Annotated in this window: 16 protein-coding genes and 1 tRNA gene; 11 read left to right on the top strand and 6 right to left on the bottom strand. The window is 71.7% G+C overall.

Going from position 1 to position 15,769, the window contains the following annotated elements; genetic code table 11:
• Positions 1–2 precede the first annotated feature (2 nt).
• Together VGO20_RS26450 and VGO20_RS26445 are read right to left on the bottom strand one after the other, a co-directional pair.
• Positions 3–79, bottom strand: a tRNA-Pro gene (locus tag VGO20_RS26450).
• A gap of 85 nt (positions 80–164) precedes the next feature.
• A complete protein-coding gene (locus VGO20_RS26445) occupies positions 165–1,187 on the bottom strand; it encodes a polyprenyl synthetase family protein (RefSeq protein ID WP_327505406.1) in 1,023 nt (340 codons plus the stop codon).
• Positions 1,188–1,309: 122 nt separating this feature from the next.
• Between VGO20_RS26445 and VGO20_RS26440 the strand changes: the two genes are divergently transcribed.
• The 6 genes from VGO20_RS26440 to VGO20_RS26415 all read left to right on the top strand — a co-directional run bounded on the left by VGO20_RS26440 (position 1,310) and on the right by VGO20_RS26415 (position 4,403).
• Complete coding sequence (locus tag VGO20_RS26440; RefSeq protein ID WP_327505405.1) at positions 1,310–1,534, top strand: putative signal transducing protein; 225 nt, start codon at positions 1,310–1,312, stop codon at positions 1,532–1,534.
• 41 nt (positions 1,535–1,575) lie between these two features.
• Positions 1,576–2,328, top strand: coding sequence for a tRNA1(Val) (adenine(37)-N6)-methyltransferase (locus VGO20_RS26435; protein ID WP_327505404.1), 753 nt, complete (start codon positions 1,576–1,578; stop codon positions 2,326–2,328).
• Between the two features lie 41 nt (positions 2,329–2,369).
• Complete coding sequence (locus VGO20_RS26430) at positions 2,370–3,236, top strand: S49 family peptidase (RefSeq protein WP_327505403.1); 867 nt, start codon at positions 2,370–2,372, stop codon at positions 3,234–3,236.
• 145 nt (positions 3,237–3,381) lie between these two features.
• Positions 3,382–3,660 (top strand): type II toxin-antitoxin system RelE/ParE family toxin, encoded by a 279-nt coding sequence (locus VGO20_RS26425; RefSeq protein ID WP_327505402.1) that lies wholly within the window; start codon positions 3,382–3,384, stop codon positions 3,658–3,660.
• A gap of 46 nt (positions 3,661–3,706) precedes the next feature.
• Positions 3,707–4,006 (top strand): HigA family addiction module antitoxin, encoded by a 300-nt coding sequence (locus VGO20_RS26420; RefSeq protein WP_327505401.1) that lies wholly within the window; start codon positions 3,707–3,709, stop codon positions 4,004–4,006.
• A gap of 148 nt (positions 4,007–4,154) precedes the next feature.
• Entirely contained in the window at positions 4,155–4,403 is a 249-nt protein-coding gene (locus tag VGO20_RS26415) for a hypothetical protein (protein ID WP_327505400.1), read from the top strand.
• Here the strand turns inward: VGO20_RS26415 and VGO20_RS26410 are convergent.
• Complete coding sequence (locus VGO20_RS26410; protein WP_327505399.1) at positions 4,349–5,371, bottom strand: GDP-L-fucose synthase family protein; 1,023 nt, start codon at positions 5,369–5,371, stop codon at positions 4,349–4,351. The genes VGO20_RS26415 and VGO20_RS26410 overlap by 55 nt on opposite strands.
• Before the next feature lie 13 nt (positions 5,372–5,384).
• Positions 5,385–6,149, bottom strand: a complete 765-nt coding sequence (locus VGO20_RS26405; RefSeq protein ID WP_327505398.1) for a Crp/Fnr family transcriptional regulator — start codon at positions 6,147–6,149, stop codon at positions 5,385–5,387.
• A gap of 354 nt (positions 6,150–6,503) precedes the next feature.
• Here VGO20_RS26405 and VGO20_RS26400 point away from each other — a divergent pair, with 354 nt between their 5' ends.
• From VGO20_RS26400 to ppdK, 5 genes are all read left to right on the top strand, one after another.
• A complete protein-coding gene (locus VGO20_RS26400) occupies positions 6,504–7,379 on the top strand; it encodes a sensor histidine kinase (RefSeq protein ID WP_327505397.1) in 876 nt (291 codons plus the stop codon).
• 98 nt (positions 7,380–7,477) lie between these two features.
• On the top strand, positions 7,478–8,596 hold the full coding sequence (gene gmd, locus VGO20_RS26395; protein WP_327505396.1) for a GDP-mannose 4,6-dehydratase: 1,119 nt from the start codon (positions 7,478–7,480) through the stop codon (positions 8,594–8,596).
• Between the two features lie 60 nt (positions 8,597–8,656).
• Positions 8,657–9,565 carry a glycine--tRNA ligase subunit alpha gene (locus VGO20_RS26390; RefSeq protein WP_327505395.1) on the top strand — a complete coding sequence of 303 codons (909 nt, stop codon included), beginning with the start codon at positions 8,657–8,659 and terminating at the stop codon, positions 9,563–9,565.
• A 22-nt stretch (positions 9,566–9,587) separates the two neighbouring features.
• Positions 9,588–11,711 carry a glycine--tRNA ligase subunit beta gene (glyS, locus tag VGO20_RS26385; protein ID WP_327505394.1) on the top strand — a complete coding sequence of 708 codons (2,124 nt, stop codon included), beginning with the start codon at positions 9,588–9,590 and terminating at the stop codon, positions 11,709–11,711.
• A gap of 37 nt (positions 11,712–11,748) precedes the next feature.
• Positions 11,749–14,442 carry a pyruvate, phosphate dikinase gene (gene ppdK / locus VGO20_RS26380; RefSeq protein WP_327505407.1) on the top strand — a complete coding sequence of 898 codons (2,694 nt, stop codon included), beginning with the start codon at positions 11,749–11,751 and terminating at the stop codon, positions 14,440–14,442.
• 75 nt (positions 14,443–14,517) lie between these two features.
• On the opposite strand, the gene VGO20_RS26375 is transcribed toward ppdK, so the two are convergent.
• On the bottom strand, positions 14,518–15,069 hold the full coding sequence (locus tag VGO20_RS26375; protein ID WP_327505393.1) for an EF-hand domain-containing protein: 552 nt from the start codon (positions 15,067–15,069) through the stop codon (positions 14,518–14,520).
• 80 nt (positions 15,070–15,149) lie between these two features.
• Positions 15,150–15,683, bottom strand: a complete 534-nt coding sequence (locus VGO20_RS26370; protein WP_327505392.1) for an EF-hand domain-containing protein — start codon at positions 15,681–15,683, stop codon at positions 15,150–15,152.
• Between the last annotated feature and the right edge of the window lie 86 nt (positions 15,684–15,769).

The following is a 15,769-nucleotide window of genomic DNA, read 5'->3' as shown; positions in this document are numbered from 1 at the left end:
GTTGGTCGGAGTGAGAGGATTCGAACCTCCGGCCCCTGCCTCCCGAAAGCAGTGCTCTACCAGGCTGAGCTACACTCCGTACCGGTGTGGAGCGGCCTTATAGCCGGATCGCCGGGGGGCCGCAAGGGGAATATGGGCGCCGGTGCCGGTTTCGCAACGACCGCTCAGAACTCCCGGTCGACGACGAAGTCCAGCACCTCCAGCAGCGCGCCGCCGAACGGGCCGTGCGACAGCGGGGCCAGCGCCTCGCGGGCGCGGGCCGCGTAGCCGCGCGCGCGCTCGACCGTCTCGGTGAGCGCGCCGTGCCGCTGCATCAGGGCGATCGCATGCTCCAGGTCGCCGTCGCGCTGGTCCGTCTCCTCCATGGTCCGGCGCCAGAACCGGCGCTCCTCCTCGTCGGCGCGCTCGAAGGCGAGGACGACCGGCAGCGTGATCTTGCCCTCGCGGAAGTCGTCGCCGACCGTCTTGCCGAGCCGCGCCTGCAGGGCCGAATAGTCCAGCACGTCGTCGACGAGCTGGAAGGCGATGCCGAGATTGAGCCCGTAGCCCGTCAGCGCCTCCTCGTCGGCGGCGGGACGGTCCGCCACGACCGCGCCGATCCGGCAGGCCGCCGCGAACAGCTCCGCCGTCTTGGCCCGGATCACGCGCAGATAGGCGTCCTCGGTCGTCGCGGTGTCGTTCGTCGTCGCCAGCTGCAGCACCTCGCCCTCGGCGATCACCGCCGATGCGTTCGAGAGGATGCGCAGCACGTCGAGCGAGCCGTCCTCGACCATGAGCTGGAAGGCGCGGCTGAACAGGAAGTCGCCGACCAGGACGCTCGGCTTGTTGCCGAACACCGCGTTGGCCGAGGCGCGCCCGCGCCGCAGGTCGCTTTCGTCGACGACGTCGTCGTGCAGCAGCGTCGCGGTGTGGATGAACTCGACGCAGGCCGCCAGCGCCGCGTGGCGCTCGCCCCGGTAGCCGCACAGCCGCGCCGACGCCAGCGTCAGCACCGGCCGCAGCCGCTTGCCGCCGCCGGCGACGATGTAGCCGGCGAGCTGCGGGATCAGCTCGACCTCGGAGTCCATGCGCTCGACGATCAGCCGGTTGCACGTCTCCAGGTCGCCGGCGACGAGCGCGGTCAGGGCCTCCAGCGCGTTGTGGCCCGGCTGCGGGCCTTCTGGGTTCAGGGAGGACGCGACCGCCAACTTGGTCTCCAGCTTGGATTGACGTGCCTTCGGGTGACAGCGAGCATAAGGTCCGCTTCCCGGTGGTCAAGTGCAGTCGTCCGCAAGAACCGCCGGCCCCCGCTCGCGCCGGAGACCGCCGCATGAAGGAACTGCTGAGGACCACCGACCCGGTGCTCCTGTCCTGGCTGACGGCGCTGCTCGCCGACGCCGGCATCGAGGCCGTGGTCCTCGACCATCATACCAGCATCCTGGAGGGCAGCATCGGCGCGATCCCGCGCCGCCTGATGGTCGACGCGGACGACCACGCCCGCGCCCGCCGGCTGCTCGAGGACGCGGGCGAGCTGCCCCGCGCGCCGCTGCCGTGAATCCAGGGGCCGTGAATCCAGGGGCCGTGAACCCAGGGGCCGTGAACCCAGGAGCCGCCGGGGACCTCACCGAGGACCGCCTGCTCGACGGGCGCGTCCGGCTCGCCCAGCCGGCCGAGGGATACCGCGCCGCGATCGACCCGGTGCTGCTGGCGGCCTGCATCCCCGCCCGGCCGGGCGAGCGCGCGCTCGACCTCGGCGCCGGTGCCGGGGCTGCGTCACTTTGCCTCGCCGCCCGCGTGCCCGGCCTGCAGGTGACCGGCCTGGAGCTGCAGCCCGGCCTGGCGGACCTCGCCAACGCCAATGCCGCCGCCTCCGGGCTCGCCGACCGCGTGCGGGTCCTGGCCGGCGACCTGCTGGCCCCGCCGCCGGGCATCGAGCCGGGCTTCGACCACGTGCTCGCCAACCCGCCCTTCATGAGGGCCGGCGCCCACACGCCGCCGCCCGACGCCGGCCGCGCCGCCGCGCATGGCGAGGGCGCGGCCGGGCTGGCGGACTGGGTCGCCTGCGCCGCGCGCCTGCTGCGCCCCAAGGGCACGGTTGCCTTCGTCCACCGCGCCGACCGCTTCGACGAGCTGGTCTCCCTGCTGCGCGGCCGGTTCGGCGAAGTGACCCTGATCCCGGTCTGGCCCGGCGGCGGCAGGCCGGCCCGCCGGGTCCTGGTCCGGGCGCGGCTCGGCGTGCGCGGCCCGGCGCGCCTGCTGCCGGGCCTCGTCCTCCACGGCCCCGGCGGCGGCTACACCGCCGAGGCCGAGGCGGTGCTGCGCGGTGCCGCGGCGCTCGCGGCCGGATGAGCGGCTTCCATTCGCGCCGCGCCGCCTTATCTAACCCGATCATGTGGACCGATTCCCTCCTGAAGATGATGGGGCGCCCGCGGCATCCCGTCGTCTCCGTCATCCGGCTGGCCGGCGTCATCGGCCCCGGGGGCGCCTTCCGCCAGTCGATCAACCTCGCGACATATGCCGGCATCATCGAGCGCGCCTTCTCGGTGCCCGACCGGGCGGCGGTGGCGCTGGTCGTGAACTCGCCCGGCGGCTCGCCGGTGCAGTCGTCGCTGGTCGCGGGCCGCATCCGCCAGCTCGCGAGGGAGAAGAGGGTGCCGGTGCTGGCCTTCACCGAGGACGTCGCGGCCTCGGGCGGCTACTGGCTCGCCTGCGCCGCGGACGAGATCTTCGCCGACGAGGCCTCGATCGTCGGCTCGATCGGCGTCGTCTCCTCCGGCTTCGGCTTCCAGGGCCTGATCGAGCGCTGGGGCATCGAGCGGCGCGTGCACACCTCGGGCGAGCATAAGGCCCGCCTCGACCCGTTCCAGCCCGAGGACCCCGAGGACGTGGCCAAGCTGCGCCAGCTCCAGGCCGAGATCCACGACGCCTTCAAGGCGATGGTGCGCGAGCGCCGCGGCGCCCGCCTGAAGGCGCCGGAGGACGTGCTGTTCAGCGGCGACTTCTGGACCGGGCGCCGGGCGCTGGAGCTCGGCCTCGTGGACGGGCTGGGCGACCTGCGCTCGGTCCTGCGCGAGCGCTACGGCGAGAAGGTGCGTCTGCGCCTCGCGCAGACGCCGCGCCGTTGGTTCGCCCGCCGCCCGTTTCGCATCGCCGCCGACGTGATGGGCGACGCGACGGGCGACTGGGCCGGCCAGGCCGCTGGCGCCATGATCGGCGCCGTCGAGGAACGCGCCCTCTGGTCGCGCTACGGCCTGTAGCCCCTCCATCGCCGGCGCGTGGAGCGGCAGCGTGGAAGGCTCGGCCCAGTTCTGTACGGTTTACGTATTACGGAATACGTGATACGTTTCATGCGTAGGTTTCGAGGCGTTTCCGTAGCCCCGTCCAGGCCGAGCTGCTGTGCGTATGATCAAGACCTTTGCCGGCCGCGATACCGCGGATCTCTTCCGGGACACCCGGGTTCGCCGCTTTGAAGCGGTCGAGCGCAAAGCCCGCGTCAAGCTGCGCATCCTGGACGCGGCGGTCAGCCTGGAAAGCCTGCGCGTTCCTCCAGGCAACCGTCTGGAGGCCCTGAAAGGCGATCGGGAGGGCCAGCATAGTATCCGCATAAACGATCAATGGCGGATCTGCTTCGTCTGGCACGACGGCGATGCTTACGACGTTGAGGTTTGTGACTATCACTGAAAAAGGTCAAAAACGTCGAAAGTCGAAGAGACAAGGAGCTGTAGACATGTCCGACCTTCTGGACCTGATCACCCCGGGCGAGATCCTGAAGGAGGAGTTCATGGATCCGCACGCAATCAGCGCGAACCGACTCGCCCGGGACATCGATGTCCCGGCGAACCGGATCAGCGAGATCGTCGCCGGCCGCCGTGCCATCACCGCCGACACCGCGTTGCGGCTGGGCGCGTATTTCGGCATGGAGCCGCGCTTCTGGTTGAATCTTCAGTCCGATTACGACCTGCGCGCGGCTCAGCGCGCGAGCGGGGCGGAAATCGCCGATCGGGTGAGGCCGCTGAACGCCGCCTGATCAGGGTCGTCGCATTTGACCGGGAAGGGAACGACGCCGACGCGAACATCTCCTCTCCCGCTTGTGCGGGAGGGGGGATCGGCAGCCTAACAGTGCCGGTCCGATGCGGGCACTTGACCATGCGCCCGGCCTTTCTCTAAGAGGAAGCATGTTCAGCCTGCCGAAGCTCCTGACCCTCGCGCTCATCATCCTGGTCGTCTGGTACGGCTTCAAATGGATCTCGCGCGTCAACCGCCTGCGTGCCGAGCAGGCGCGGCCGGTCGGGCGCCGGGCGCCGGGCGCCGCCGCGCCCGGCAAGGGCAGCCGGGCGGAGGAGATGGAGAAATGCCGGGTCTGCGGCGTCTACGTCGCGCCCGCCTCGGCCGCCGCCTGCGGCCGCCCTGACTGCCCTTTCTGATCCCCGCCTTTCTGATCCCCGGCCGTCTCCAGGTACCAGCGATAGGCGTCCGCCAGTCCCTCGGCCAGGCCGATCCGCGGCCGCCAGCCCAGCGCCGCGAGCCTGGACGTGTCGGCGAGCTTGCGCGGCGTGCCGTCCGGCTTCGACGGGTCGGGGACGATCGCGCCGCTCCAGCCGACCGTGCGGGCGACGAGGCGGGCCAGTTCCAGGATCGTGACCTCGCTGCCCGAGCCGACATTGACCGGCGCCCCGCCGGCATGGCGGGCCAGCAGCAGGACCAGCGCGTCGGCCGCGTCGTCGACGTGCAGGAAGTCGCGCAGCGCCCGCCCGGTGCCCCATAGCCGGACGCTGCGCGCGCCGCGCAGCCGCGCCTCGTGCAGCCGCGCGATCAGCGCCGGCACGACATGCGCGCGCCCGGGATCGAAACGGTCGCCCGGCCCGTACAGGTTGGTCGGCATCGCCGCGAAGAAGTCGCAGCCATGCTGGCGCCGATAGGCCTCGCACAGCTTCGCCCCCGCGATCTTGGCGACCGCGTACCACTGGTTCGTCGGCTCCAGCGGCCCGGCGAGCAGGCTGTCCTCGCGCACGGGCTGCGCGGCGTCGCGGGGATAGATGCAGGTCGAGCCGAGGAACATCAGCCGGCGCACGCCCGCGCGCCGCGCCCCCTCGATCGTGGCGGCGGCGATCGCGAGGTTGTCGTACAGGAAATCCGCCGGCCGCGCGTCGTTGTCCAGGATGCCGCCGACCGTCGCCGCCGCCACGACCACCGCGTCCGGCCGCTGCCGGTCCAGCCACGCCTCGACGTCGTTCCCGCGCCGCAGGTCCAGTTCCCCGCGCCCTACGGTCAGCACCTCGGCCCCCGCCGCCCGCAACCGCCGGGCGACCGCCGCGCCGACCATGCCGCCATGCCCGGCGACCCAGATCCGGGCCCCCGTCGTCTCGAATGCGGCATGTGGGGGCGAAGTCATATCCAGCTAATCTCTACCGTGGTGGCCGGTTTATGCCTACTATAGCATTGCTCCCCGGCTCCGCGATACCGTCGTCGGCGAGGAGCGCCCGGATCTGCCGCGTCACCATGGCGTAGCATTCGCACGAGACCTCCTCCAGGCCCGATCGATCCAGCACGGCGATCCGGCCCCGGCGGTAGGAGATGGCGCCCGCCTGCTGCAGGACGTTGGCTGCGACCGTCACGCCGGCCCGCCGCACTCCCAGCATCATCGACAGGAAGTCCTGCGTCAGCGGCAGCGCGTCGTCTTCGGCCCGGTCGTGCGCCATCAGCAGCCAGCGCGCGAGCCGCTCCTGCAGGGTGTGGTGCGCGTTGCAGGCCGCCGTCTGCGACACCTGGGCGTTCAGCGCCTGCGTCCAGCGCAGCACCGGGTCCAGCACCCCGGCGCTGCGGAGCATCTCGTCGCGCAGGATGCCGGCCTCGATCCGGGCCCCCTTGCCGGGGATCTGGATCATGCCCGTATGGGGCGCCGACCGGGCGCCCATCAGGGCCGCCAGCCCGACGGCGCCTTCCCTGCCGACCACGCCCACTTCGAGAAGCGCTCCGTCCTCCAGCCGGATCAGCAGGGACGTCATGCCGCGGGCCATGAAGAACACGTGCTCCGCCGGATCGCCCATTTCGAACAGCACCATCCTCAAGGGCAGGTCGAGCGGGTGGAAATGGGGGCGCAGCCGCTGCAGGCTTTCGCCGGGAAGCGAAGCGAGGAAGCGATTGGACGTGGTGATGTCTTCGCCGGGCACGAGCTCCGCCTCCGCGTTGTTCCGGCGGGAGCGCTCGTATCTCTCAGCCGCCCGCGCCAGTTCCGTCCTGCGGGTGGTGGACCGCATGTGGGCCCGATGGCGCGCGGGGCAAGGCCCGGACGGCCGGCTTTGTCCCGGCTTTCGTGCGGAACTGTACCGACCGGACGCCCGGCGCCTGCGATGATGCGGTGCCGGCTTCGGACACCGCCGGCCATCGCGAGGGACCTGGAGATCATGGGAAAGTCGATCCGGCCGACCACCGGACCGGGGGATGTCGTCTTGGGCATGCCCGACGGGGACGGCTCCTCGAACGGGGCTGCGGGGAACGGGGCCGCGGGGAACGGGGCCGCGGGGATGCAATTCGAGATCCTGGAGCTTCGGAGCCTGGCCGGGCGGCTGCATGCCGAACTGCTGCAAGCGAAACTCGCGGCGGCGGGCGGACGGGGCCCGCGAGGGCTGGACGGCGAGGCCGAGGTCCGGACCCTCGGCGTCGCGCTGGACCGGGCGAGCGAGGCGCTGGCGCACGCGGCCGAAGCCCTGCGGGAAGCGGACCGCAAGGCCGCGGAGCTGGCCGAGGCCGTGCGGCGGCAGCAGGACCAGCTCCGGCGCAGCGAGATGCTGCGGCGCGAGGTGGACCATCGCGTGGCCAACAGCCTCCAGGCGCTCGTCTCGCTGATGCGCATCGAGGCCGGCCAGCAGCGCGCCTCGGATACCGAGCTGCTTCGCCGCTCGTGCTCGCGGATCGAGGCGCTGGCCGTGCTCCACGGCATGCTGCACGCCCAGCAGCGCACCGGGACGGTCGACGTCGACACCTATGTGGGCATCGTCTGCGCCTCGCTGGCGCGCGCGCTCGGCGGCGACGGGCTGGGGCCGACCCTCATCGCCGAGCTCGATCCCCTGGAGGTCGAGCCGGAGGTGGCCCAGGCCCTGGCCCTCGTCGTGAACGAACTGGTCACCAACGCGTTCCGGCACGCCTTCGATCCCGGCGCCGCGGGCATTGTGCGGGTGCGCGGCAAGCGTCTGGCCGGGGGCGGGTACCGGTTGAGCGTCGCGGACGACGGCAAGGGCCTGCCGAACGGCTTCTCGCTCGGCGGCCGGACGGGGTTCGGGCACCGCCTCGTCGGCATGATGGCCGAACAGGTCGGGGCCGCGGTCGAGGCCTCGGTCCGGGGCGGGACCCGCATCGCCCTCTTCCTGCCGCGAGCCCGGCCCCACGGCACGCTCAGGTAAAACATAGCCGAATAATCTCTACCGAAGCGGGTGGACATCGCCTGCGATGGCGCTACACTCCGGGGCCGATACCGATATCGCCCGGAGGATCGAGAGACGTGGGGAAGGTTGCGCTGATCACGGGGGTTACCGGCCAGGACGGCGCCTGCCTGGCGGAGTTCCTGCTGGCCCGGGGCTACCGGGTGCACGGGCTGACGCGCCGGCCGGCCGAGGCGCGCGGCGGCCGCCTCGCCCATCTGCACGCGGGGCCGCCCGGCAGCGGCGCCCCGCTGGAGCTGCATTTCGGCGATCTGCTCGACGGGCCCGGGCTCGACCGGCTGCTCCGGCGGCTGCGCCCGGACGAGGTCTACAACCTCGCGGCCCAGAGCCACGTCCATCTCAGCTTCGAGGTGCCCGAGCACACGGCCGAGGTGGGAGCACTCGGGCCGCTGCGCCTGCTGGAGGCGATCCGCGCCGCCGGGCTCGCGCCGACGGCGCGCTTCTACCAGGCGTCGACCTCGGAGCTGTTCGGCGACGGGGCGGAGGTGCCGCAGCGCGAGACGACACCCTTCGCCCCGGTCAGCCCCTACGCCGCGGCCAAGCAGTTCGCGCATGCGGTAACGGCGATCTACCGGCGCGCCCACGGCCTGTTCGCGTGCAACGGCATCCTGTTCAATCACGAGGGCCCGACGCGCGGCGAGGCGTTCGTGACGCGCCGCATCACGCGCGGCGTCGCGGCCATCCATCACGGGCTCGCGCGCCGGCTGGTGCTGGGCAACCTGGAGGCGCGGCGCGACTGGGGCCATGTCCGGGACTACGTGGAGGGGATGTGGCTGATGCTCCAGCAGCCGGCGCCGGACGACTACGTGCTCGCGACCGGCCGCTCGCACAGCGTGCGCGACTTCGTCGAGGCGGCCTTCGCCGAGACCGGACGGCGCCTGGCCTGGCACGGCCGGGGCCTCGACGAGCGCGGGCTCGACGCGCGCACCGGCGAGGTGCTGGTGGCGGTCGACCCGGCGCTGTTCCGCCCGGCGGAGGTGGAGCGGCTGGTCGGCGACGCCGCCAAGGCGCGCGAGCGGCTCGGCTGGCGGCCGCGGACCGGCTTCGCCGAGCTGGTGCGCGAGATGGTGGCCTGCGACCTCGCCGACCTCGACCCCGCGCCGCTGCGCCCGCCCCGGGAAATCCCGGCCGCCTTTTGCACTGCACCTATCCCGGAAGGCGCCGTCCCCCGCACTTGATTCCCGCAGGAGGCGCGCGTATCGTTCGGCGCACTGCAACATAAGCAAAAGCGTGATCCGATGGCGCCTTCCAGCGCGCCCCCGGCTGCTCGCGGGTCGGATGGGCGGCCCCTGGGCTTCCAGGGGCTGATACTCCGGCTTCAGGACTACTGGTCGCGCCATGGCTGCGTGATCCTGCAGCCCTACGACATCGAGGTCGGCGCCGGCACCTCGCACCCCGCGACGACCCTGCGCACGCTCGGGCCGGACCCCTGGCGGACCGCGTATGTCCAGCCCTCGCGCCGGCCCAAGGACGGCCGCTACGGCGACAACCCGAACCGCCTGTACCAGCACCACCAGTTCCAGGTCGTCCTCAAGCCCTCGCCCGAGAACGTGCAGGAGCTGTACCTGGAGAGCCTGTACGCGCTCGGCATCGACCCCGCGGTCCACGACCTGCGCTTCGTCGAGGACGACTGGGAGAACCCGACGCTCGGCGCCTGGGGCCTCGGCTGGGAGGTCTGGTGCGACGGCATGGAGGTGACGCAGTTCACCTATTTCCAGCAGCTCGGCGGTTTCGACTGCAACCCCGTCGCGGTCGAGCTGACCTACGGGCTCGAGCGCCTCGCGATGTACATCCAGGGCATCGAGAACGTCTACGACCTCGACTTCAACGGCGCCGGCTTCACCTATGGCGACGTGTTCCGCCGGGCCGAGTACGAGCATTCCGCCTACACGTTCGAGCATTCCGGCGTCGAGCGGCTGTTCCGCCACTTCGCCGATTTCGAGGCCGAGTGCAAGACCCTGCTCGCCGCCGGCCTGGCGCTGCCGGCCTACGAGTACTGCCTGAAGGCCGGCCACGTCTTCAACCTGCTGGACGCGCGCGGCGTCATCAGCGTGGTCGAGCGGGCGGCCTATATCGGCCGCGTGCGCACGCTCGCGCGCGCCTGCTGCGAGGTCTGGCTCTCCGGCGCAAGCGGCCGGGCGGCGTAGCGGGAAGAAGAAGACCGGACAGATGGCCGAACTCCTGATCGAACTCCTCTCCGAAGAGATCCCGGCGCGCATGCAGGCGAAGGCGGCCGAGGATTTCCGCCGCCTCGTGACCGAGCGCCTCGCCGCCGAGGGCCTGGCCCACGCCACGGCCGAGGCGCATGTGACGCCGCGCCGCCTCGTGCTGGCGGTCGACGGGCTGCCGGTCGAGCAGGCGGCCGTGGACGAGGAGCGCCGCGGCCCGCGCGTCGGCGCCCCGCCCGCCGCCCTCGAAGGCTTCCTGAAGAGCGCCGGCGTCACCCTCGAGCAGTGCGAGCAGCGCGACACCGGCAAGGGCGTCTTCTACTTCGCCGTCCTGCGCAAGGAGGGGCGGCGCACCGCCGACATCCTCCCCGGCCTGCTGGCCGAGGCGATCCTGGCGATGCCCTGGCCCAAGTCGATGCGCTGGGCCGGCCATGCGTTGCGCTGGGTGCGGCCGCTGCACTCGATCCTGGCCCTGTTCGACGGCGAGGTGCTCGCGGGCGGGCTCTCGCTCGGCCGGGCCGACGGCGGCGCGCAGCCGGGCTGGCGCGCCGACGGCGGCGACCGGCCCTATGGCGACGCGACGCGCGGGCACCGCTTCCTGGCGCCGGCACCCATCCGCGTGACCGGCTACGCCGATTACCGCGAGAAGCTGCGCGACGCCTTCGTCGTCCTCGACCGCGAGGAGCGCCGCTCCCTGGTCCTGGCCGAGGCGCAGCGCCTGGCCGCGCGCGAGGGGCTGTCGCTGGTCGACGATCCCGGCCTTCTCGACGAGGTGGCCGGGCTGGTCGAATGGCCGGTCCTGTTCGCCGGCCGCATCGACGAGGCGTTCATGGACGTGCCGCCGGAGGTGCTGGTCACCTCGATGCGCACGCACCAGCGCTACTTCGCCCTGTCCGGGGCCGACGGGGCGCTGGCCTCCCGCTTCCTGGTCGCGGCCAACACGGTGCCGGCCGACGGCGGCGCGGTGATCGTCGGCGGCAACGAGCGCGTGCTGCGCGCCCGGCTGTCGGACGCCAAGTTCTTCTGGGACCAAGACCGCAGGCAGCGCCTGGAGGAACGCGTGCCGGCGCTGGCCGACATCGTCTTCCACGCGCGCCTCGGCACGCTCGCCGACAAGGTGTCGCGGCTGGAGACGCTGGCGGCCGACCTGGCCGGCGCCGTCCCCGGCGCCGACCCCGACCGGGTGCGTGCCGCGGCCCGGCTGGCCAAGGCCGACCTCGTGACCGGCATGGTCGGGGAGTTCCCCGAGCTGCAGGGCGTCATGGGCCGCTACTACGCGCTCGCCCAGGGCGAGCCGGCGGAGGTGGCCGACGCGGTCGCAGCCCACTACCGGCCGCTCGGCCCCGCCGACGCCTGCCCGACCGCCCCCGCCTCGGTGGCGGTGGCGCTCGCCGACAAGCTCGACACGCTGGTCGGCTTCTTCGCGGTCGGCGAGCGGCCGACCGGCTCCAAGGACCCGTTCGCGCTGCGCCGCGCGGCACTGGGCGCGATCCGCCTCGTGGTCGAGAACGGGCTGCGGCTGCGCCTGCTCGACGCCTTCGCCGCCGCCCACCAGCTCCACCGCGCCGACGGGCTGGCGCCGGGGGCGGAGGTGGCGGGCCAGCTCCTTGACTTCTTCGCCGACCGGCTGAAGGTGGTCCTGCGCGACCGCGGCGTGCGCCACGACCTCGTCGACGCGGTGTTCGCGCTCGGCGGAGAGGACGACCTCGTGCGCCTGCTGGCGCGCGTCGACGCGCTGCAGGCGCTGCTCGCGACCGAGGACGGCGCCAACCTGCTGACCGCCTACCGGCGCGCCTCCAACATCGTGCGCATCGAGGAGAAGAAGGACGGCCGCGCCTACGAGGGCGAGGCCCCCGAGGCCTCCCTCCTGGAGCAGCCGGAGGAGAAGGCCCTCTTCGCGGCCCTGGGCGAGGCCGAGCGGACGGCGGTACCCCTGCTGGCGCGCGAGGACTTTTCCGGATGCATGGCCGCGATGGCGCGGCTCCGGGAGCCCGTGGACGCGTTCTTCGACCGGGTCACGGTCAACACCGACCGGGCCGATCTGCGCGCGAACCGGCTGCGGCTCCTGGGGCAGATCCGGGCGACCCTGGACCAGGTCGCGGACTTCTCGCGGATCGAGGGATAGATTGGACGGAAACGGGGCGGACCGAGGAATGACGACGATGGAAAGCCAGGCGACCACCCGCTGGGTCTACAGCTTCGGCGACGGCAAGGCGCAAGGCCGGGCCGACATGAAGAACCTGCTCGGCGGCAAGGGCGCGAACCTCGCCGAGATGAGCAATCTGGGACTGCCGGTTCCGGCGGGCTTCACCATCACGACCGAGGTCTGCACCTATTACTACGCCAACGGCCGCAGCTATCCCGCCGACCTGAAGACCCAGGTCGAGGCGGCGCTGGCCGACGTCGAGCGCAGCATCGGCAGCCGCTTCGGCGACGCCGCCGACCCGCTGCTGGTCTCGGTGCGCTCGGGTGCTCGCGCCTCGATGCCGGGCATGATGGACACCGTCCTGAACCTCGGCCTCAACGACGAGACGGTGCGCGGCCTGGCCCGGCGTTCCGGCGACGAGCGCTTCGCCTTCGACAGCTACCGCCGCTTCATCCAGATGTACGGCAACGTCGTGCTGGGCGTCGACCACCACCATTTCGAGGAGATCCTGGAGCACGCCAAGCGCGACCGCGACATCACCCTCGACACCGAGATGACGTCCGCCGACTGGCAGGCGGTGGTCCAGGACTACAAGAAGGCGGTCGCCCACGCGCTCGGCCGGCCCTTCCCCCAGGACGTCCACGAGCAGCTCTGGGGCGCGATCGGCGCGGTGTTCGGCTCCTGGATGAACCAGCGCGCGATCACCTACCGGCGCCTGCACGACATCCCCGCCGACTGGGGCACGGCCGTCAACGTCCAGGCCATGGTGTTCGGCAACATGGGCGAGGACTGCGCGACCGGCGTCGCCTTCACGCGCGATCCCTCGACCGGCGAGAACCGCTTCTATGGCGAGTATCTCGTGAACGCCCAGGGCGAGGACGTCGTCGCCGGCATCCGCACGCCCCAGCACCTGACGGTGGCGGGCAAGCTCGCGAACAAGTCTGACCTCCCCGCGATGGAGGAGGTGATGCCCGAGGTGTTCGCCCAGCTCGACGCGGTGCGCCTGCGCCTGGAGCGGCACTACCGCGACATGCAGGACATCGAGTTCACGGTGCAGCAGGGCAAGCTGTACATGCTGCAGACCCGCACCGGCAAGCGCACGGCCGCGGCCGCCCTCAAGATCGCGGTCGACCTGTGCGCCGAGGGCGTGGTCACGCGCGAGGAGGCGGTCCGGCGCATCGAGCCGTCCTCCCTCGACCAGCTCCTGCACCCGACGCTCGATCCCAAGGCGCAGCGCACCGTGATCGCGCGCGGCCTGCCGGCCTCGCCGGGTGCGGCGTCCGGCAAGCTCGTCTTCAGCGCCGACGAGGCGGAGAGCCTGTCGGAGATGGGCGAGGCGGTGATCTTGTGCCGGATCGAGACCAGCCCCGAGGACATCCACGGCATGCACGCCGCCAGGGGTATCCTGACGACGCGCGGCGGCATGACCAGCCACGCGGCCGTCGTCGCCCGCGGCATGGGCCGGGCCTGCGTCGCCGGCGCCGGCGAGCTGCGCGTCGACTACAAGGGCCAGACCGTGATGGTGCGCGGCGTCACGATCAAGGCCGGCGACGTCGTGACCATCGACGGCTCGACCGGCGAGGTGATGCTGGGCGAGGTGCCGACGATCCAGCCCGAGCTGTCGGGCGACTTCGCGACCCTGATGGGCTGGGCGGACGGCATCCGGCGGATGAGGGTGCGCACCAACGCCGAGACGCCGCTGGACGCGCGCACCGCGGTGCGGTTCGGGGCCGAGGGCATCGGCCTGTGCCGGACCGAGCACATGTTCTTCGACACCGACCGCATCGTCGCCGTGCGCGAGATGATCCTGGCCGAGGACGAGGCCGGCCGCCGCGCGGCGCTGGCCAAGATCGAGCCGATGCAGCGCCGCGACTTCGTCGAGCTGTTCGGGATCATGAAGGGGCTGCCGGTCACGATCCGCCTGCTCGACCCGCCGCTGCACGAGTTCCTGCCCAACACCGAGGAGGAGATGGCGGAGGTGGCCGCCGCCGCCGGCATCGACGCCCCGCGGGTCCGCCATCGCGCGCTGCAGCTCCACGAAGCGAACCCGATGCTCGGCCATCGCGGCTGCCGGCTCGGCATCTCCTATCCCGAGATCTACGAGATGCAGGCCCGCGCGATCTTCGAGGCGGCGGTCGAGGTGTTCCGCGACAGCGGCGAGACGGTGACGCCGGAGATCATGATCCCGCTGGTCGGCTCCCGCAAGGAGCTGGACATCCTGAAGGCGGTGATCGACCGCGTCGCGGGCGAGGTGATGCAGGCGTCCGGACGCAGGATCGACTATCTCGTCGGCACCATGATCGAGCTGCCGCGCGCAGCACTGCGCGCCGGCGACATCGCCGCCAGCGCGGAGTTCTTCAGCTTCGGCACCAACGACCTGACGCAGACGACCTTCGGCATCTCCCGCGACGACGCGGCGAGCTTCCTGCCGGACTACCAGCGCCACGGCATCCTGGAGCACGACCCCTTCGTGAGCCTCGACCAGGAGGGGGTGGGCGAGCTGGTGCGCCTCGCGGTCTCGCGCGGCCGGGAGACCCGGCCCGACGTCAAGCTCGGCATCTGCGGCGAGCACGGGGGCGACCCGTCCTCGATCCGCTTCTGCGAGCAAGTCGGCCTCGACTACGTCTCCTGCTCGCCCTACCGCGTCCCGATCGCCCGTCTCGCCGCCGCCCAGGCGACGCTGGCCGGCGAGCGCGTCGGGCGCGACTGAGCAAGCGTCCCGTCGTTCGGAAAAAAAAATAGGGGCGCCCCGCGAGGGGCGCCCCGTTTCGTTCCCGGTCCGCGCTCAGAACAGGAAATCGTCGAACATGAACTCGTCGTTCGAGACTTCCTCGTCGTCGTCGGCGTCGGCCGTGTCGAACAGCCCGCCCAGGAACTCGTCCTGGCCCAGCTGCTCGTCATCGCCCGGCTCCATCGACGCGAACAGGCCGGCCTCGCCGATCTGCTCGTTGAACTCCTCGCGGGTGATCGTGCCGTCGCCGTCGTCGTCCCAGGCCGAGGTTTCGAGATTGGCCGCCTGTTCGCCGAAGATCCGGTCGATCCCCTCGTCCCATTCCGAAACGGTGAGGGAGCCGTCATCGTCGTCGTCCAGCACCGAGAACAGGCCGCCGCCGTACTCCTCGGAACTGATCTGGTCGTCGTCGTTCTCGTCCCAGATGCCGAACAGGCCGGTCTCCTCGGCCTTCGAGCGGAACTCCTCCTGCGAGATGGCGCCGCTGGTGTCGGCGTCCCAGGTGTCCCAGCCCGCCTGCGCGCCGGCCGAGGCGCTGGTCTGCGCGCCGGCCGGCGCGGTCGAGAGCAGCAGGGCGAGGGTGAATGCGGTGATGGCGGTCTTCATCGTTCGGTCTCCGTCTGGCTTCGAATGGTCACGAGGGAGGCCGCGCATCGGGTGATGCGCGGCATGCGATCGCACGGTCGTCAGAACAGCCAGTCGTCGTCTTCCTCGTACTCGCCGTACTCGGCCTCGGCGAGCTCGCCGTCGTCATCGGCGTCGACGGTGCCGTAGGCGCCGCCGTAGAACTCTTCCTCGTTCAGCCCGGCGGTCTCGTCGGACTCCCACTGCGAGTACACGCCGGCGTCGGCGATGCCGGCACCGAACTCTTCCTCGGACAGCGCGCCGCTGCCGTCCCCGTCCCACTCGCCGTAGCTGACCTCGGTATCGCCGTACCAGGTGTTCCAGCCCTCGGTGAACTCGGCCTCGGTCAGCTCGTCGTTCTCGTCATCGTCCCAGGTGTTGTAGAGGCCGCCCTGGAATTCGTTCTCGGCGATGAGACCGTCGCTGTCGGCATCCCACTCGCCGAACGCGCCGGTTTCGCCGGCACCGGCCATGAACTCGCTCTCGCCGATGGTGCCGCTGGCATCGGTATCCCAGTCGCGGTACTCCTGCGCGTGGACGCTTCCGGCGCTCAGAGCCAGGGCGACTGCGAGCGCCAGGGTGCTGGTCTTCGTCATGAAGCTCTCCTTCGGCTGTGTTGATCGGTCCCGGGCAAACAGCGAAACGTGGAGAGGATCACGTCACTTTCGCATGTAGATGTCCC

It is taken from the genome of Arenibaculum sp. (assembly GCF_035998295.1).
GTDB lineage: Bacteria > Pseudomonadota > Alphaproteobacteria > Azospirillales > Azospirillaceae > DASYHS01.
The sequence above is the reverse complement of the archived record's forward strand: the minus strand, read 5'-3'. Positions and strand labels throughout refer to the sequence as shown.